We start from the raw sequence: 18893 nt of genomic DNA, 5'->3' as shown, positions 1-18893 counted from the left end.
CAGTTGGATAATATGAAAATCAGACAGGCAACATTGGCCGATAAAATTGAATTATTAGAGTTAGAACAAAGACAAATAGACGCTGAGCGCCCATTTAATACAGCGATAAAACAACAAGATGCAATCTATTACGACTTAAACACTTTATTGAGTAGTGCAAAATCCTACGTGGCAGTGGCTGAAATCGAAAATAAAATTATTGGTATTGGCTATGCTCAAATTCGAGATTCTAAGCAAGCGTTTGTTCATGACCAGCATATATATTTAGGGTTTATGTATGTAGCCCCGGAATACCGAGGACGGAGAATAAATAAATTAATCATTGAAACACTCGTATCCTGGGGTAAAGAAAAGGGAATTAGTGATTTTTATTTGGATGTTTATTCCGAAAACGATGCCGCTATAAATGCTTACAAAAAGGCCGGTTTCACTGAATCTATTATTGAAATGAAATTAAGCCTCAGCAGTTGAACAGTATAAATTTTACACAGATTCTCTGTTTCGATAGATTAAGTGATACAAAATCGAGTTTGATACGTTTAAACCAATATTACTTAATATTCGATCTAGGGTCATAGAGTTTATGTTTTACAAATATGGGTTACTTTTCATTCTTAGTTTGTTTTTAATATCCTGTACTTCTGTTCCTAAGGGCATTGAGCCAGTTAAAAACTTTAAAATCGATAATTATTTGGGAACCTGGTACGAAATAGCACGCTTTGATCATAGTTTTGAGGAGGGGTTAAATAACGTATCTGCACATTATTCTCTTCGAGATGACGGTGGCGTTGATGTGGTTAACCGTGGATACAATGCGCAAAATAAGGAATGGGAAGAAGCGAAGGGTAAAGCTTATTTTGTTGATGACGAAAGCCTTGGTCATTTAAAGGTTTCTTTTTTTGGACCGTTTTATTCTAGTTATGTAGTGTTTTATCTCGACCATTCAAATTATCAATATGCACTTGTTAGTGGTCCCAGTCGCGATTATTTGTGGTTGCTCAGCAGACAAAAAACCTTGCCCCAATCAGTATTAAAATTGCTAATCCGCGAAGCGAGTGCAGCAGGGTTTGACACTTCTAAATTGATTTTTGTTGAACAAGACTAATCTTAGATGGATCGTAATTTTCATTTAACTGAAATTATTATTTATGAATGAAGGTCTTAGCTAAAAAGTAAACGTCGAATTTAGGAAAACAAGAAGGGAGCCTCATGCTTGATAGTCAGCTTGAAGTCGCGCGCCAAGCCAAACATTATTTAAATCAGATTGATGACTCTGAATACCAAGAGATTGCCAAACCGTACTTGTCCGGAAGTGCGGGTATGCATATGCGTCATATAATCGATCACTATCTGGCTTTGCAGCGGGGTGTTGAACTTGGCTTAGTTGATTATAATAAACGTAATCGTTATTCCAATATTGAAAAAAGTACTGAAGTTGCATTCACAGAATGGTTGAAAATAGAACAATGGTTAACGTCTATTTGCGACTCAGATTTAAATGCACCGGTGCTTGTCATCAGTGAAGTAAGTCTACACAAAACGCAAACTGTGCAAGTGCTATCCTCTTTAGCACGTGAACTCGTTTTTGTATCCAGCCACGCAATACATCACTTTTCGTTGCTCAGTGTTATGCAATCCATTAAAGGTAAGACATCGCCTGAAAATTTTGGGGTAGCGCCAGCTACAGTAACTTTTCAACGAGCACAGGCATAGAATTTTAGGTTTTCGTCACAAATCGAGCAGGTAAAATTGTAAAACCATAGAAACTATGTGGATTTTATGCATAATAGCGCCGCTTAATCTTAAAACTCATAAGGTTCTTACATGTCCATTGAACAAACTTTATTGTCGCGTAGTAATCAAGCCTGCGAACTGTGCGGCTCCACAGAATCGCTGGTGGTTTATGAAGTTCCTCCCGAAGAAACGCATGCTGACAAATGTATTTTGGTTTGTGGCACATGTCAGTCACAATTGAGCCAAGAAGAAGCTTTCGACATTACCCACTGGCGTTGTTTGAACGATAGTATGTGGAGCCAAGTGCCAGCCGTGCAAGTTGTCTCATGGCGGATGTTGAAAAAGTTGTCTTCTGAAGGCTGGGCGCAAGACTTGTTGGATATGCTATATCTAGACGACGATATGCTCAAGTGGGCTGAATCTGGATTAGTTGAGCATAGCGATGAGCCTACTTTGGATTGTAATGGGACCGCATTGCAAGCAGGAGATACCGTTACATTAATAAAAGATCTTAATGTGAAAGGTGCAAATTTTACTGCAAAGCGTGGCACAGCAGTTCGGGGTATTGGCCTGAGCAATAACCCAGAACATATAGAAGGCAAAGTGAACGGTCAACGTATCGTTATCATCAGTGCCTACACTAAGAAGTCTTAAATAGTCGGGTGTGTGAACCAGGCATTCATTGAGCTGAGGCTCTTTGAATTCGCGCTTTTAAAGCCACGGTTTTAAGTTTTACTGATTAGTATGGGTAACATAACCTTGCCAAGCATCCCCTAAATACAACTTCAATAGTTTTTCCGGCGCGTCTGGCAAGTCCACACTTAACAGTAATCCCGGTGTATCGTTAAAGTTCTTATCAATCCCTAGACAATGAAACTTGGCTCCAAGCTTTTGATAATGCTTAGCTAGAATAGGAATATCTTTGCCATCAGGCTCCACTGAAGCTAACAGAGCTGAGAGATGAGTTGGTAGGTTGTATTGTTTGCTGAAATCGATCACCTCTGGGTGCAATGGAAATGAAAATTCATTATGTGCTGTTACTTGATTTGTAGGTGTGATCAAGGCTTGCTTAATTAATGAGACAGAACGCGGACTGTACATCTTGCTCAAAGACACCGTGCCGTATAACGTTCGATAATGTGGGAATTTACAAACAAATGCGCCTATTCCGCGCCACAATAGGAATAATCCTTGAAAACTCTTTTGATATTCCGGAATTAAAAACGAACGGCCTAATTCCAAACAAGGTTGCTGTTGGTTTATAAAGTCATTGTTAAAATTAAACATCCGCGATAAATAGAGTTGCGACAGATCATTTTGCTCAAGCAGTCTGTCGGTTTGCCCCATCCGATATGCTCCGACAATTTTTTCCTGCTGATTATTCACCACAAATAACTGTGTATAAGTGGCATCAAAATCGTCGGTGTCTATTGGTTCGCCACTACCTTCATTGTGCTCCCGAAATACCTGCTCACGTAGTCGTGCTATTTCGAATACGGTGCCGGGAAGTTGATGTTGATATCCGTAATAAACTGAAAATTGTTTATGGGTAAGCAAGCATTGCTCAACTGGTAGGGAAGCCAATTCCGAGGCAATATCTGGCCACGAAACAGGGGCAGCCAAAGGCGCTTGTTCTAGCACTTTGTCTTGCGGCCAATGCATATTCCATAAAGGGTCTTGGCAATAACTCTGTATTCGACAAAGTGCGGCATGTTGATGCATATTTTCAACTTTGTAAGCTGTTGATTTTACCGCAGATCCGCAACTGACTCTGACTTGAGTATTCTGTTTATTTAATAATTCTCTAGCCAACATAAATAGTCTAAATCGAAAATATATACGACCTAGAAGATAAAATAATTCACTATTTTGACCACTAACAAACACCGGTAAAAATTGCGCCTGAGAAACAGTAATCAGCTTACTGATGACGCGATTCCAAACGTGCTCGCTTATCCGTTTCTTATCTTTTTGATAATAGGACACTCGTCCTGCGGGAAAAACCAGTAAAGCGCCACCGTCTTTCACATGTTGTAAACTTTTTCGAATAGAAGGCGCATTTTTTGGGTCACGTTCAGACAGTGGATTGGTAAAAATGAAATAGTCGTTAAGCTCAGGAAAAAGTTTAAGTCCTTGATTTGCCATTACTTGCAGGTCGGGACGGATTTGACCTATCAATAAACATAAAATGACGCCTTCGATACCGCCAAATGGGTGATTGCTGGCAATCACCAATGGCCCTGATTCAGGAACATTTCGTTGCAGAGAATCGCCACCTAATACCTCAATATTAAGAATACTTAATAGTTTCTTAGCAAATAGCTCTTTGGAAAGATCCTGCATGTTGTGCAATTTATACAGAGCATCCATTTTTTTCACGCCGACTAAGCGATCTAAAATTTTAAGTGCAATTGTTAGCGGTGCACTTTTTCTTTCTACTAGGTTGGTAAGACTGATAGATGTTGGCATTTAGTACTGCATATTTCCGGTGATATTCAAGATTAATAATAACGAGTAACTTATAGCAGATGCTATTTATGCAATGCAAAAGATTATTTTTGCTGATTTTCGGGCATAATAGGGTTAAACGTTTAGCTTAAACTATCAGAAAGGCCATTGATGAAAAAAATTACAATTACCGCTCCAGATGACTGGCATTTACACTTTCGTGATCATGATATGTTAGGGGAAACTGTTCCGGCTACTGCTAGATGCTTTAATCGGGCTATCGCCATGCCGAATCTGGTGCCACCGATTATTAATGCACAAATGGCATTGGATTATAAAGCGCGCATTTTAGCAGCAAAGCCAGAAAACAGTGATTTTGAACCATTAATGGTTTTATATCTGACGAATCAAACAACGATCCAAGACATTAAAGATGCAAAAGCAGCGGGAATTGTAGCCGCTAAATTATATCCTGCTGGAGCAACGACTAATTCAGATGCAGCCGTCGCTGGCATAGAAGCGCTTTACCCTGTGTTTGAAGAGATGGCCAAACAAAATTTATTGTTATTAATTCATGGTGAAGTTACAGAGAGTCATATAGATATTTTCGATAGAGAGAAAATCTTTATCGATAAGCATTTAACCAAAATAGTCGATGCGTTTCCGCAACTTAAAGTTGTTTTCGAGCATATTACAACCTCCGAAGCCGCAGACTTTGTGATGCAAAGCTCCGAATTAGTTGCTGCGACTATTACTCCTCAACATTTATTACTTAACCGTAATGATTTATTGGTTGGTGGAGTGCGCCCGCACAACTATTGTCTTCCGGTGCTTAAGCGTAATACCCATCAACAAGCATTAAGGAAAGCCGTGGCTAGTGGTTCAAACAAGTTCTTCTTGGGCACGGATTCTGCGCCGCATGAGCAACATCGCAAAGAGTCAGCTTGCGGTTGCGCGGGTTGCTATAGCGCTTGGAGTGCGTTGGAGTTGTATGCACAAGTGTTTGATGAACTGGGGGCGCTCGACAAGCTTGAAGGCTTTAGCAGTATTTATGGAGCGGATTTTTATGGGCTACCACGTAATAGTCAAACGGTTACATTAATAAAACAAGAATGGCAGATTCCAGAACAAATTATATTGCCAAATGGTAATCCGATTGTACCGTTTTTTGCAGGGCAAACGGTCAATTGGAAGATTGAAAGCCTTTAGTTATGAAGTGGTTGTGGGCTGTTTTTATTGTGGTGTTGAGCCAACCGCTAAATGCGCAGGATTCAGGCGATTTCTGGGTGTTGACCCACCCAGAAGAACCGTTTGTAGTGATGGACGACAAAGGTGTGCTTCATGGTTTATTAGTTGATGAAGTGAATGGCATATTAGCCAGTGCCGGCATTCACCAAAAGATACTTTCTGCACCTTGGGAACGAGTTGAGCGTGAGGCGAGAATAAAATCTAATGTTCTTGCTTTTGCTTTAACTCGTACTCCAGAGAGGGAGCATGTTTACCATTGGATTACACCATTAACTGCTAATATGTACTCGGTATATAGTGCGAAACAGCTTAGCCAACCCATTGCTAATATTGAACAACTCAATACATTTGATTCTATTGCTGTGCTAGAAAATGACGTACGTCATCAAATATTACTAAAGCAAGGCGCAAAAAATATTCACGTTTACTCGACTTGGTCTGATGCTATAGAGGGATTGGCAAGTGGGCGCTCAAGTGCAATTTTCTTTTCGGATGTAGGAATGCGTTATTATTGCAAAGTTCAAGGAAAAGATTGCAATCAATTCCATCGCGTGTTTCTGTATGAAAAAACAATCAGCTATCTTACATTGTCGAAAAATGGTACAGATACTAAATTAGCTAATAAGTTAAAAAGTGCGGCTGAAAACTATAAAAAAACGGCTAAATTTAAAGAAATTACTGAATATTGGCTTAAGCAATACGAAACATTACCCATTCCCATGCATATGGAAGATGGCGTATTAAATTTGTGGATTAAATAAATCGGACCGAACCATGAGTAAACTTGTTAGTTATCACGATCAAGATAAATATGCGCTTATCACCATCGACAACGGCAAAGCAAATGCGTTGTCCCATGAAGTGATAGATCAAATCAATTTGTGTTTAGATAAAGCAGAAAAAAAACAAAAAGTAGTAGTGTTAACCGGCAAAGCCGGAATGTTTTCTGCAGGCTATGACTTAAGCACTATGAAAAAAAGCATGGAATCTGCCATGCAACTTGTTGAAAAAGGTTCTACTTTGTCAAAACGACTCTTGTCGTTTCCCACACCTGTGATAGCTGCCTGCTCTGGTCACGCCGTGGCTAAAGGCGCGTTCTTATTGTTGTCTGTGGATTACCGGATAGGTGTAGATGGAGACTATAAAATCGGTCTAAATGAGGTGGCTATTGGCATGACAATGCACCAAGCTGGCATCGAGTTGGCGCACGAAAGACTCGCAAAATCGTTTTTTAATCGTTCGGTAATAAATGCAGAGATTTTTAGCCCAGCACATGCTTTAGATGCTGGTTTTTTTGATTTAGTGGTTAAATCCAAAAAATTTGAAAAAGCAGTGAGTAAAGTCGCGACTGCGATGTCATCACTCGATGTAGAAGCTCATCGAGCTACAAAATTAAAAGCACGAGCAGGGCTGTTAGAGAGTTTGCAAAAAGCAATTGAAATCGATCGTGGCGGTTCATTGTAAATATCATTTACATCATAATTTAAAGAGATAAACCTAGTGACTCAATTTTCTACTTTACCATTAAAACCTGAACTAATTAGTAACTTAGAGACGCTAGGGTTCGAAGGCATGACAGAGATTCAGCAACAAAGTCTTCCCAAAATACTTGCGGGCAAAGATGTCGTTGCTAAAGCAAAAACCGGCAGCGGTAAAACTGTCGCGTTTGCTTTAGGACTGTTAAATCGATTGGATGTCGAACGCTTTAGAATTCAGGCTTTAGTGATGTGCCCAACTCGCGAATTGGCTGAACAAGTAGCTGAAGAAATTCGTCGAGTAGGCCGAATGATTGAAAATATGAAAGTTTTAACCTTGTGCGGCGGCACACCTATGGGTCCGCAAATAGGTTCTTTGTCCCATGGTGCACACATTATTGTGGGAACCCCCGGTCGAATTATGGACCACTTGTTTAGGCAACGTTTGAACTTAAAAGAAGTCAATACTTTGGTTCTTGATGAAGCCGATAGAATGTTGGATATGGGATTTGAAGATGAAATGGAAGCGGTAATCAAAGCCGTGCCTACAGATCGTCAAACTTTACTTTTTTCGGCTACTTACCCTGATCAAATTAAGCAAATTAGTTTAAAGGTTCAACGTAATCCTATCGAAATTACCGTGGAATCGACGCATGATACCGCCAAGATAAAGCAAATATTTTTTGAAGTGGATGACGTACATCGGATTAAAGCTACCGCTGCGTTATTGACAGAGTTTCAACCCGAATCGGCAATTATCTTTTGTAATACTAAAATCGCTTGTAATGAATTACTTGAAGCACTTCACGAGATGGGCTTTTCGGTGGCGGCCTTGCATGGCGATCTAGAACAAAAAGATCGAAATCAAGTATTGGTGCGATTTGAAAGTAAAAGTGTATCAGTACTGATTGCCACTGATGTTGCGTCTAGAGGGCTGGATGTGAAAGGCGTAGGGGCTGTTATTAATTATCAAATTACTCCAGATCCCGAAGTTCACATACACCGTATAGGGCGCACTGGGCGAGCTGATGCTGAAGGTTTAGCATTAACCTTGTGTGCTGCCAATGAAATTGCTCGCGCAAATGCCATAGAAGATTATCAACAACGAAAAGTTGAATGGAAAGCCATCCAAGCAATCCGTTTTCATGCCAATCGCATTGTTCAGCCAGAATTTCAAACAATCTGTATTGATGGTGGTAAAAAGGCCAAATTACGCCCGGGTGATATTCTCGGGGCTTTAACTAAAGACGCTGATGTGCCTAGCGAAGACATAGGTAAGATAAAAGTCATTGCGACTCATAGCTACGTTGCAGTAAAAATCCGTAGTGTTAAACGCAGCTTAAAACAATTTAATGAAGGTAAAATGAAAGGTCGGAAATTTAAAGCTAGAAAACTCACATAATGTAAATCCACGTGAGCTTCGTCAGTATTAAAAAAAGAGTGCCTAGGCACTCTTTTTTCTGGTTATTAATTTAAGTTAAATCCACTACCAAATCTTAACTCTATCTTCTGGCGCTAGATACATAGCATCACCTTCTTTTACATCAAATGCTTGATAAAATTCAGGAACATTCGGTAACGCACCATTTACTCTGTATTCAGCTGGCGAATGCGGGTCAGTACTAATTTGATTGCGTAACGTTTCGTCGCGCATCACAGTTGCCCATACTTGCGCATAACCCAAGAAAATACGCTGTCTTGCAGTATAACCGTCAAGCACAGGAGCTTCTTTACCATCTAAAGCTAATTCATAGGCTTTAAGGGCAATACTAATTCCGCCTAAATCACCTATATTTTCACCTAAAGTAAACTCACCATTTACGTTTAAATCTTCTAAAGGCTGAAATTTGTTGTATTGGTCTACTAACTGCTGAGTACGCTTTTTAAACTCTTCTTTATCTTTTTCAGTCCACCAGTTGCGTAACACACCATCACCATCAAAGGTACTACCTGCATCATCAAAACCATGACCAATTTCGTGTCCAATAATCGCACCTATGCCGCCATAATTAACCGCATCCTCGGCTTCCATATTGAAAAATGGTGGTTGCAATATTCCAGCTGGAAATACAATTTCATTAGCTGGTGGATTGTAATATGCGTTAACCGTTTGTGGTGTCATATTCCATTCATGCTTTTGCACTGGACCCGGTTGCTTTTCTAAAACTTGCTGCCATTGCAATTCATTTGAGCGCTTAATGTTACCAATTAAGTCAGACTCTGAAATATTTAATTGGGAATAATCTTTCCATTTATCAGGATAGCCAATTTTGGGCGTAAATTTGGATAGCTTGTCTAACGCTTCTTTTTTGGTTTCATCTGACATCCACGTAAGTTCTTTTATGCTGATCTCATATGCTTTTAATAGGTTATCCACTAATTCCAACATGCGTTCTTTAGCCGCTGGTGGGAAATGCTCCTTGACATAAACTTCACCAATAACTTCGCCTAAATGCTGGTTTACTAAATTTACACCTCTACGCCATCTTGGACGTTGTTCTTCGACACCATACAAAACTTTGCTGAAAAACTCGAAATTGGCATTATCTAGTTCTGTCGTTAATAAAGTTGCACCTTGATGGATTGCCATCCATTTAAGATAGATCTTCCACGTGTCTAAAGGGGTATCCGCAATTACGTCGTCCAGATTACGCATATAATCCATTTGCGTCACCACTACGCCGTCTAAACCTGTTAGCTCTAATTCTTGCAATAGAGCAGTCCAGTTAAATTTGGGCATAAGTTCAGATAATTCAGCAACGGGTACTTTGTTGTATAACGCAACCATGTCGCGCGTTTTTTCTTTTTTCATGTGATAAGACGCAAGTTCGGTCTCCAAATCCAAAATGATTTCTGCACTTTTTTCGGGATTTTCTATTCCTGTCAGGGTGAGCATCTTGGCTACGTGTTTTTGGTATTTCTCTCTTATTTCCTGATAAGAACCTTCATCGCTGGTGTAATACTCCCTATCTGGCAAAGCTAACCCCGCTTGCCAAGAGTAAATCATGTACGATTCAGGATTTTTAAAATCAACAAACTGGGCTAATGCGAATGGGGTACCTAAACTGTGCTTTATGGCATAGGCAAAATAGCGTGCCAATTGTTCCTGATTTTGGATTGCGTCGATTTTCTCTAATTCTGGCACAAGAGGCTCTATTCCGGCTTTATCACGAGCTTCCATATTGGTGTAAGCGTTGTATAAGTCACCCACTTTTTGTTCATTGCTTCCTTTTTTAAAATCGCCTTCCGCTGAGTTTTTGATGATAGCCATGACGTTTTCTTGAGCTTCATCATGGAGTATTTGAAACGATCCTAAACTTGCTTTATCTTCGGGAATTTCTACGGTATCTAACCACTTACCATTAGCATACTTAAAAAAGTCATCACCCGGTTTCACACTCGTATCTATATGCTCCAGAATTATTCCAGAGCCTAGTGGTTTATCTTCAACCACAGGATCTGCTTCTACTGGGATTTCAACTTTTTTTGGTTCATCTTTTTTAGTTGTGTCCACAGGAGGTGACTCGCTGCATCCAAAAAGTAAAACCGTGGCAGCAAATGACATACAATAAAACTTCATATAATCCTCTTACTAAATTTGGCATGCTTCCATGCGCTTTAAACTTATCAGCAGTATAAATTACTTACTGAACTTATAAATAAATCGATCTGTTTTACCCCTAATTGATGGGTCGAATACCATTACTTTTAAATCATCTTCTGGATTTTGCAAGTAAAACGCTTGTTCGATTAATGTAAAGCCAGCTTCAGTAAACTGGTGTTTAACAATATTGGCATCAATTCGATGCAAAGTATTTGCAGCGTTATAACCTGAACCTGCTAACGCATTATGGTCAATAACGATTACCGAACCCTCATCTTTAAGTATGCGTTTTATGTTCGCCAACGCTTTGTGATGGTCGACAACGTCATCGCGAATTTTAACAATCTTTCCGTCACGTGCGGTTTCAGTAAAAAATAAATCATGATAAGCCAACGCAATAATAACTATATCTACTGAGTTGTCAGCTACGTCGATATCGGCAATGGCGACATTATCTAATCTAACTACATTTTGTAATCGATTATCCGCGGTACGTTTTTCTATTTCTTTTTCAGCAAACTTCCAATATACGTCGTCATTTTGCAAATAAACTTTCCCTTCGTTACCTACTGCTTTAGAAAATAACTCTGTATACCAGCCACTGCCTCCTAGAAGGTCGAGAACTGTATCCCCAGAAGCGACTCCTGAAAAACCTAATACTTTTTGAGGACGTCGAGCCGCATCGCGCTGAGCATCTTCTGATGGTCTATCAGGTGAATCAATTATCGCCTGAATTTGTTGATTGGTAAGTTGATGATTGGCTGCTTGAGCACTGACACTAAGTAAAGTAATAAAGATGGTAACAACAATTTTGTGAGCATACTTATGAGTTAAAAAGCATAATTTCATCATTATCGGTGTCCAATTTGTAGGTAAAGCCTAAGAATAGCCCCAAAGGTGAGTTTTGGGCACAAAAAACTGTAACAGAACAATTCATATTTCTATTTCGATAATATTTGGGTTACCGTTAGTTATCTGCAGACATTAAACACTTGCAATAAGCTTCTTCTCTGTGGAGTGGTTAGTTTCAGTCGTTTAACGGTTTAGATAAACTCCATAAGGATAGAATATGAATGCTACTATCATCGCGTTGCTTGGCTATATAACCTGGACTTTACTGCTACTGATTGCATTGGCGGCTTATCGAACTGTTTTAGTCAGTCAAAAGCAACGGTTACCTAATCAATTTAAAGCTGACGGTTCTGATTCTCCTGATTTTGGGCAAAGGTTGACCCGAGCTCACCTAAATTGTGCAGAAAGTTTCGTGATTATTGGCGGAATAATGCTGCTGGCCTTAGCCACAAACGCTTCAATAATAACTGACTCTTTGGCGTATTTTTTGCTCGCAGCAAGAATATGCCAATCAGTTGTTCATCTTATATCAACATCCGTTTTTGCTGTGCAGATAAGATTTTTCTTTTTTCTGATTCAAGTTGGTATTTGTGGGATCTGGTTGTTTAAACTTTTTACAAAATTTATCTATTAACCACTTTAAAATTATCGGTGATAATCTATGTTAGATATGAACTTGTTCAAACAAATCTCTCCTTGTGAATATGCAGATGCACTCCCTAGAGAACAATTTATCGATTATCAGATTTCGAGCTTGTGGCCACAACCTCCACGAATAGCAGGTCCCGCTTTTACGGTTTTCTGTGAAGACGGTGATCATTTGATGATGCATGCTGCCATTTATGAAGCATCTCCAGGTGATATAATTGTGGTTAAATCAGACCCGCAATTTGCCTGTGCAGGCGGTAATGTTTGCGCCATAGCAAAAAAAAGGGGAATAGCCGGTTTTGTTATCGATGGGGTAGTGCGCGATTTGGCAGAAACCCGCGATATTCAGTTTCCGGTTTTTGCGCGAGGTGTGATTCCGTATCCAGCAGCCAAGAAAGCGTATTCTCCACTAAACCAAACTATTCAGTGTGGCGGAGTTACTGTGAACCCCGGCGATATAGTGATTGCCGATGAAGAAGGGATTGCAGTCGTGCCCAGAGAGCAAGCACAATCCGCTTACGAAATTGCTAGAGCGCGCACAGACAAAGATGAGCAAATGACATTAGAACAGTGGCAAGACGAACATAAACGTAAAATTGATAGTATCATTGCAAAACAAACGTAACTATAAACTGGACTGTGCATGTTTTCATTTTTCGAACGGTTAACCAAACCGTTCCCTGTTGAGCACCCAACGCAACCACCTAAAACCCTCGTCGCTTTTTGTCGCCACTATACCCAAGGTATGTGGCCAGCAATATTTACGGTATCTATTCTAGCGGCTTCTGTGGCTGCCCTTGAGGTGTCCTTGTTTAGTTATGTTGGGCAACTCGTCGATTGGTTGTCAGAACGCAATCCAGATACCTTTATCGAAGAAGAGATCACGAGTTTAATTTGGATGGGAGCAGTCATTTTAGTGATCCTGCCAAGCCTAGTTATTTTTCAATCGCTATTAACGCATCAAACCCTATTGGGTAATTACCCCATGAAAATTCGGTGGCAAGCGCATCGCTATTTAATGGGGCAAAGTATTGGTTTCTTCCAGAATGAGTTTGCAGGGCGTGTAGCCACCAAAGTAATGCAAACCGCTTTATCGGTACGTGAAGCGGTAATGAAGTTACTGGATATTCTGGTTTATGTCAGCGTTTACTTTATCAGTATTGTTGTACTTGTTTTTTCTATCGATTGGCGACTCAGTGTGCCTCTATTGATATGGTTGCTGGCGTACTTTGTAATTCTGCGTACCTTTATTCCGCGTTTAAAAAAGGTTTCCCAAAAACAAGCGGATGCGCGTTCTATCATGACTGGCAGAATCGTCGATAGTTATACCAATATTATGACGGTCAAACTATTTTCCCACAGTCAGCGAGAATCAGAATACGCTAAAGAAGGAATGAGCGGTTTCTTGCATACAGTCTATCCGCAAATGCGTTTAGTCACGACCTTATATGGTTTTGTTTGGTTCTCAAATGCGCTGTTGGTGTTTAGTATAAGCGCGTTGTCTATTTATTTGTGGCTTAATCATTTAGTCACGCCGGGAGACTTGGCAGTGGCTATCAGCTTGTGTCTTCGACTCAATGGCATGGCTCAGTGGATAATGTGGGAAGTTTCTGCGTTATTTGAAAACATCGGTACAGTGCAAGATGGCATTAATACGTTGGCGAATGATGTAGCGGTACAAGATAGCTCCGATGCGACTGAGCTAAATGTGAGTGGTGGTGCGATAGAGTTTAAAGATGTCGATTTTGGTTATGCAGGACCCGAGGGCAATCCAATCGACGTTTTCAAGAAACTCAACCTTACCATCAAGCCAGGTGAAAAAGTGGGTTTGGTCGGCCGTTCAGGCGCTGGTAAATCCACTTTGGTTAACCTTTTGTTGCGCTTTTATGATGTACAAAGTGGCAAGATATTAATTGATGGGCAAGACTTAAGGCAGGTTCAACAAGAAAGCTTGCGAGCCAATATCAGTATGGTGACGCAAGATACTTCCTTGCTACACCGTTCGGTGCGCGAAAATATTGTTTACGGTAGGGCGTCGGCAACAGAAGAAGAAATGATAACCGCAGCTAAACAAGCTGAAGCGGATGAGTTTATCCAACAACTCTCGGATTTAAACGGGAACGTGGGTTATGACGCTCAGGTTGGCGAGCGTGGTGTTAAACTTTTTGGTGGCCAACGACAGCGCATAGCCATTGCGAGAGTTATGTTAAAAGATGCGCCTATTTTAATTTTAGATGAAGCAACATCTGCTTTAGATTCTGAAGTTGAAGCCGCAATTCAACAATGCTTAAACAAAGTCATGGTTGATAAAACGGTATTGGCTATCGCCCATAGGTTATCCACGATTGCTCAGATGGACCGCTTGTTAGTGTTAGAGCAGGGCGTCATCGTCGAATCAGGGAGTCATAGTGAGCTGTTAGCCTTAAATGGTATTTACGCTAAACTTTGGTCTCATCAGACAGGTGGATTTATTGGAGTGGATTAATATTTCACGTCAATAGTCCACATTGCCACGACACTATTTTTAAACCACTATTAGATTGGTGCTTCAATCGTATTTTGGTTTTTCTCCTACAAATGTCTCATTCTAATGTTTATAACGCCATTAAAAAGTCAATTTCCGGACTAAATTAGCTCCGTGATTTTATTTGATTTTTCATAGTTAGGGTAAAATAAATACCATTTTATGGTAAAAAAAGGTTGCAATAGCTTGACCATATGGTTAGTTTTAACATTAAGTTAACAATTGTTCGTGGAATGCACATTTCTGAACTTTTCAATTGAGCCTTAAAATAATAACAAGATATAGGAACTCAAACTTTATGAAAAATCTAAACAACTGCTCATTTTATTTCCGTAATTTGCATTCTTTGGCATTCAAAACTTAATAATTTTACCTTTCCCTTCTGATTATAAACATCTTTCCCCTAGCGCTTAAGGCGCTGGGAGAATTTGGTATTTTCTAATTTAAGGAGAAATCTATGTAACTAACTAAATCTGTACCTACGTAAATAAAACAATAAATAAAATAACTATAAAAATAGGAAAATTGGGAATGAATAATAAGAAATTGCTTATTAGTGCTGTGAGTTTGGCAGTAATGAGCGCAACTCCAGCAATAGCTGCACAGCCTTCAACCAATCTAGCTTTTGCAAACTGGTTGGAGTCGCAAAACCCGGAATTAAAAAACAACCAAACGGATCGAATTGTGGTTGAGTTTAAGAGTCAGGCTACTTTGCATGAACTCGAAAACCCCGGTTCAAATTTAACTTCCGAAAACCTGACAGGCAACGGCTTCTTTGTTGCTCCAGGGCAAAGTTCAAGTGGTAATAAAGTATTAGATAAACTGATTAGTAAAACCGGACACAAGTTACGGTTTCTGAAAAAGAATAAACAAGGTAGAGCAATACTAAAGCTTGAAAAACGTTTATCAAAAACCAAGATGCAAACCTTAATTTCACAATTGCAGCAAGATCCTTTGATTGAATCTGCAGAAGCAGACCCAATTCGATATTTGATGGCACAATCGCAACCATGGGGAATCGCCAATGTTCAGGCGGATCAGCTCACAGATACTAGTGCGGGTGCTAAAACTGTGTGCATTATTGATTCCGGTTACGACATCAATAATCCCGATCTTAGCGGCAATGCTGTAACAGGTACTAACAACTCAGGTACGGGTAATTGGTACGTGCCGGGTGGTTCTCACGGTACCCATGTTGCCGGCACGATTGCTGGAATCAATAATGATGAAGGGATTGTGGGTGTGTTGCCGAATCAAAACATTAATCTACATATCATAAAAGTGTTTAATGAATCAGGGTGGGGATATTCGAGTGATTTGGCTGATGCGGTTGAAACCTGCGAAGCGAATGGTGCGGATGTGGTTAATATGTCACTTGGCGGTTCCGGTTCTTCAACTAGCGAAAATAACCGTTTAACGGCTGTTGCAAATAATGGCGTATTGCTGGTGGCAGCAGCTGGTAATGCCGGTGATTCAAGTCACTCATATCCTGCATCTTATAGCTCAGTAATATCTGTCGGGGCAGTGGATGAAACCGGTATCCGCGCAGAATTCTCTCAGTATACAAATCAAGTAGAGTTGTCTGCCCCCGGTGAAGCAATTCTATCTACGGTGGGAATAAATGATGGTCGCCAAGGCTATATCACGTTTAACGGATCTACTGTTGGAGATGATCGAGTCTTGCCACCGTCGCGTTATGTGGCTAGCGGTGGTAACTACGCTATAAGCAATGTCAATGGCACGGTTTCTGGTGTAATAGGTGCGTGCAGTACTAGCTCTAATGGTAGTTTTAGTTGTTCAAGCATGAGTAATAAAATTTGTGTTGTTGAGCGAGCTGATAATCAAGCTGGAAGTTCTTATCCCGAAATTGACGCAGCCTTAGCGTGCGATAATGCAGGGGCTGCGGGCATTGTTGTTTACAGTAACAGCGATCGCCCTGGTTTACAGAATCCATTTCTAGTTGATGATAATGGTCAAATCACAGTACCGGTCGTATCAGTGAACCGGACTCTTGGTCAGCAACTAGTGGCTGCAACTGGAAGCTCTGCTACTCTACAAGTCGCAGGCAATACTGATTATGCCTATTACAATGGTACTTCTATGGCGAGTCCTCACGTCGCTGGTGTCGCAGCATTAGTGTGGGCAAATAATCCCACCTGTAGTGCCTCTCAAGTACGTAATGCGTTAACTTCAACCGCGTTCGACTTGGAAACAGCAGGGAGAGACAACCAAACTGGGTATGGCTTAGTTCAAGCGAAAGCGGCGTCAGATTTCTTAGCGGCAAATTGTAGTGGCAATGGCGGCGGCGATCCTGGCGGCAACGTGTTAACTAATGGTATAGCAGTAACTGGTTTATCTGGTGCCGCGAACTCTGAGTTGGTCTACACACTTGAGGTACCTGAAGGGGCGACTGATTTAAGTTTCTCAATGTCTGGCGGATCAGGAGATGCAGATTTATACGTAAAATTTGCTAGTGAGCCTACAAGCAATAGTTATGATTGCCGACCGTACCTAGGGGGGAATAATGAAACTTGTAATATTAGTACCGCTCAGGCAGGTACATATTACGTTAAAATAATTGGCTATAGTGCGTACTCTGGCGTTTCACTGCAAGCTGATTATACTGACGCTGGTAGCGGCAATAACGGGTCATTGACTGTCATTGAGAACATCTCTGCATCACGTCGTAATTGGGTTTACTACACAGTTGATGTTCCTGCGGGATCATCAGGGCTAACTATCTCAACTGACGGTGGAAGTGGCGACGCGGATTTATATGTGCGTTATGGTAGCAACCCAACCACTGGCAGTTACGATTGCAGACCTTATCAAAACGGTAATACAGAAACATGTTCGTTTAGTTCACCACAATCCGGTACTTGGCATGTGGGAATTCGTGCATATAGCACTTTTTCGGGGTTAGCGTTAACCATGGAAGTCCAACCCTAGTTTTTAATTAACTTCTACGTTGCCGTCCACATGGGCGGCATTTAAATTGTTGGGGTGAAGAATGTTGACCGTCGGTTTTCTTTTATCCACCCCACTAATACTTTAAATTACTCAAATTTACACATTTGTGGCTTCAATTTTACTTGTATCAGTTCCCTCAATGAGTATAATACGCCTCCCTCCTTGTGTGACTCCAAATTTTCCACTAGAAAATTGTTTAATTCACAAGGTTGGTGTAACCGAAATTTGTTAGGGGTGTAGTTCCAATTGGTAGAACAGCGGTCTCCAAAACCGATGGTTGGGGGTTCGAATCCCTCCACCCCTGCCAACTTTCGTCAAAACACATAAATTTGAATTTAAACATACTGGTTTGCCTGAGAAATAAGTAATCAGTATTTATTACGGAAATAAGATTATGAGCGAAAAAACAGAATCACCATCCAATTCATTGGATATGCTCAAATGGTTGGTTGTTGTCTTGATTTTAGGTGGTGTTATTGCTGCCAATACTTATTATCAAGAAATTTCTGTACTTTATCGTGCGCTTGGTGCGGTTGCGCTTGTAGTGATTGCCGGTTTTATCGCAAGTAGCACTGTAAAAGGAAGTTCGTTCTTAACTTTTGCAAAAGAATCGCGAGTTGAAGTACGCAAGGTTGTGTGGCCTACAAGACAAGAGGCAACGACAACTACCCTAATCGTATTGGCCGCTACAGCATTTATGTCACTGGTCCTTTATCTATTGGATATGGGAATTGTCCAGGTCGTGTCTTTTGTTACCGGTTTAGGAGTGTAAATCATGTCTGATAAAAAATGGTATGTTGTACAAGCATTTTCTGGTTACGAAGGGCGTGTTCAAAAAACGTTAATTGAACATATTAAAATGCACAGCATGGAAGACTATTTCGGTGAGATTTTAGTACCCACTGAAGAAGTTGTGGAAATGCGAGCAGGTCAAAAACGTAAAAGTGAACGTAAGTTTTTTCCTGGCTATGTATTAGTTGAAATGGAAATGAACGAAGACTCATGGCACTTAGTGAAAAGTGTTCCACGAGTGTTAGGCTTCATTGGTGGAACGTCAGATCGTCCAATGCCAATATCTAAGAAAGAAGCTGATGCAATTTTGAACCGTTTAGAAGAATCGGTAGACAAGCCAAAACCAAAAACATTGTTCGAACCAGGCGAAGTGGTCCGCGTTACCGATGGCCCATTTGCAGATTTCAACGGTGTTGTAGAAGAAGTGGATTACGAAAAAAGCCGCTTGAAAGTATCTGTACTTATTTTTGGTCGTTCAACTCCAGTAGAACTAGAGTTTGGTCAAGTCGAAAAAGGGTAAATTAGGCTGCTTTTAGCTTCGTAGAAATTTAAAAAAAGATGTCTTAATAGACATCTTTTTTTTGTCGCGGCTAAAGCC

17 protein-coding genes and 1 tRNA gene are annotated in these 18893 nt (G+C 40.5%); 15 read left to right on the top strand and 3 right to left on the bottom strand.

Translation table 11 applies throughout. The features are described 5' to 3' along the window. The first annotated feature begins 12 nt into the window (after window positions 1-12). The 4 genes from GLIP_RS04620 to GLIP_RS04605 all read left to right on the top strand — a co-directional run bounded on the left by GLIP_RS04620 (window position 13) and on the right by GLIP_RS04605 (window position 2388). Entirely contained in the window at window positions 13-471 is a 459-nt protein-coding gene (locus GLIP_RS04620; RefSeq protein WP_040521876.1) for a GNAT family N-acetyltransferase, read from the top strand. A 112-nt stretch (window positions 472-583) separates the two neighbouring features. Further along, window positions 584-1105, top strand: a complete 522-nt coding sequence (locus GLIP_RS04615) for a lipocalin family protein (RefSeq protein WP_008843420.1) — start codon at window positions 584-586, stop codon at window positions 1103-1105. A 104-nt stretch (window positions 1106-1209) separates the two neighbouring features. Then, window positions 1210-1713: a hypothetical protein gene (locus GLIP_RS04610; protein WP_008843419.1), complete on the top strand. Its 504-nt coding sequence runs from the start codon at window positions 1210-1212 to the stop codon at window positions 1711-1713. Between the two features lie 111 nt (window positions 1714-1824). Then, window positions 1825-2388: a PhnA domain-containing protein gene (locus tag GLIP_RS04605; RefSeq protein WP_008843418.1), complete on the top strand. Its 564-nt coding sequence runs from the start codon at window positions 1825-1827 to the stop codon at window positions 2386-2388. A 78-nt stretch (window positions 2389-2466) separates the two neighbouring features. Here the strand turns inward: GLIP_RS04605 and GLIP_RS04600 are convergent, their stop codons facing one another. Further along, the gene (locus tag GLIP_RS04600; protein ID WP_008843417.1) at window positions 2467-4203 is read right to left on the bottom strand and encodes a lysophospholipid acyltransferase family protein; all 1737 of its coding nucleotides are present in this window, start codon (window positions 4201-4203) and stop codon (window positions 2467-2469) included. A 150-nt stretch (window positions 4204-4353) separates the two neighbouring features. On the opposite strand from GLIP_RS04600, the gene pyrC reads away from it, so the two are divergent. From pyrC to dbpA, 4 genes are read left to right on the top strand one after another with little or no spacing between them, the layout of a single operon-like run. Further along, window positions 4354-5391, top strand: coding sequence for a dihydroorotase (gene pyrC / locus GLIP_RS04595; RefSeq protein ID WP_008843416.1), 1038 nt, complete (start codon window positions 4354-4356; stop codon window positions 5389-5391). A 2-nt stretch (window positions 5392-5393) separates the two neighbouring features. Continuing rightward, window positions 5394-6191 (top strand): substrate-binding periplasmic protein, encoded by a 798-nt coding sequence (locus GLIP_RS04590; RefSeq protein ID WP_008843415.1) that lies wholly within the window; start codon window positions 5394-5396, stop codon window positions 6189-6191. Window positions 6192-6204: 13 nt separating this feature from the next. After that, entirely contained in the window at window positions 6205-6894 is a 690-nt protein-coding gene (locus GLIP_RS04585) for a crotonase/enoyl-CoA hydratase family protein (RefSeq protein ID WP_008843414.1), read from the top strand. Between the two features lie 36 nt (window positions 6895-6930). After that, complete coding sequence (dbpA, locus tag GLIP_RS04580; RefSeq protein WP_008843413.1) at window positions 6931-8307, top strand: ATP-dependent RNA helicase DbpA; 1377 nt, start codon at window positions 6931-6933, stop codon at window positions 8305-8307. Between the two features lie 84 nt (window positions 8308-8391). On the opposite strand, the gene GLIP_RS04575 is transcribed toward dbpA, so the two are convergent. Continuing rightward, on the bottom strand, window positions 8392-10470 hold the full coding sequence (locus GLIP_RS04575) for a M13 family metallopeptidase (protein WP_008843412.1): 2079 nt from the start codon (window positions 10468-10470) through the stop codon (window positions 8392-8394). A 75-nt stretch (window positions 10471-10545) separates the two neighbouring features. Continuing rightward, entirely contained in the window at window positions 10546-11361 is an 816-nt protein-coding gene (locus GLIP_RS04570; RefSeq protein ID WP_008843411.1) for a class I SAM-dependent methyltransferase, read from the bottom strand. Between the two features lie 217 nt (window positions 11362-11578). On the opposite strand from GLIP_RS04570, the gene GLIP_RS04565 reads away from it, so the two are divergent. From GLIP_RS04565 to nusG, 7 genes are all read left to right on the top strand, one after another. Further along, window positions 11579-11995, top strand: coding sequence for an MAPEG family protein (locus tag GLIP_RS04565; RefSeq protein ID WP_008843410.1), 417 nt, complete (start codon window positions 11579-11581; stop codon window positions 11993-11995). Window positions 11996-12022: 27 nt separating this feature from the next. Beyond that, complete coding sequence (locus GLIP_RS04560; RefSeq protein ID WP_008843409.1) at window positions 12023-12634, top strand: RraA family protein; 612 nt, start codon at window positions 12023-12025, stop codon at window positions 12632-12634. An 18-nt stretch (window positions 12635-12652) separates the two neighbouring features. Next, window positions 12653-14494, top strand: coding sequence for an ABC transporter ATP-binding protein (locus GLIP_RS04555; protein ID WP_008843408.1), 1842 nt, complete (start codon window positions 12653-12655; stop codon window positions 14492-14494). Window positions 14495-15064: 570 nt separating this feature from the next. Further along, window positions 15065-17482 carry a S8 family serine peptidase gene (locus GLIP_RS22385; protein WP_008843407.1) on the top strand — a complete coding sequence of 806 codons (2418 nt, stop codon included), beginning with the start codon at window positions 15065-15067 and terminating at the stop codon, window positions 17480-17482. A 251-nt stretch (window positions 17483-17733) separates the two neighbouring features. After that, a tRNA-Trp gene (locus GLIP_RS04545) sits at window positions 17734-17810 on the top strand. Window positions 17811-17897: 87 nt separating this feature from the next. Continuing rightward, complete coding sequence (gene secE, locus GLIP_RS04540) at window positions 17898-18275, top strand: preprotein translocase subunit SecE (protein ID WP_008843406.1); 378 nt, start codon at window positions 17898-17900, stop codon at window positions 18273-18275. A 3-nt stretch (window positions 18276-18278) separates the two neighbouring features. Next, window positions 18279-18815 (top strand): transcription termination/antitermination protein NusG, encoded by a 537-nt coding sequence (nusG, locus tag GLIP_RS04535; protein ID WP_008843405.1) that lies wholly within the window; start codon window positions 18279-18281, stop codon window positions 18813-18815. The last annotated feature ends 78 nt before the right edge of the window (window positions 18816-18893 follow it).

It is taken from the genome of Aliiglaciecola lipolytica E3, assembly GCF_000314975.1.
GTDB classification, from domain to species: domain Bacteria; phylum Pseudomonadota; class Gammaproteobacteria; order Enterobacterales; family Alteromonadaceae; genus Aliiglaciecola; species Aliiglaciecola lipolytica.
This window is presented reverse-complemented; position numbering and strand designations above follow the sequence as displayed.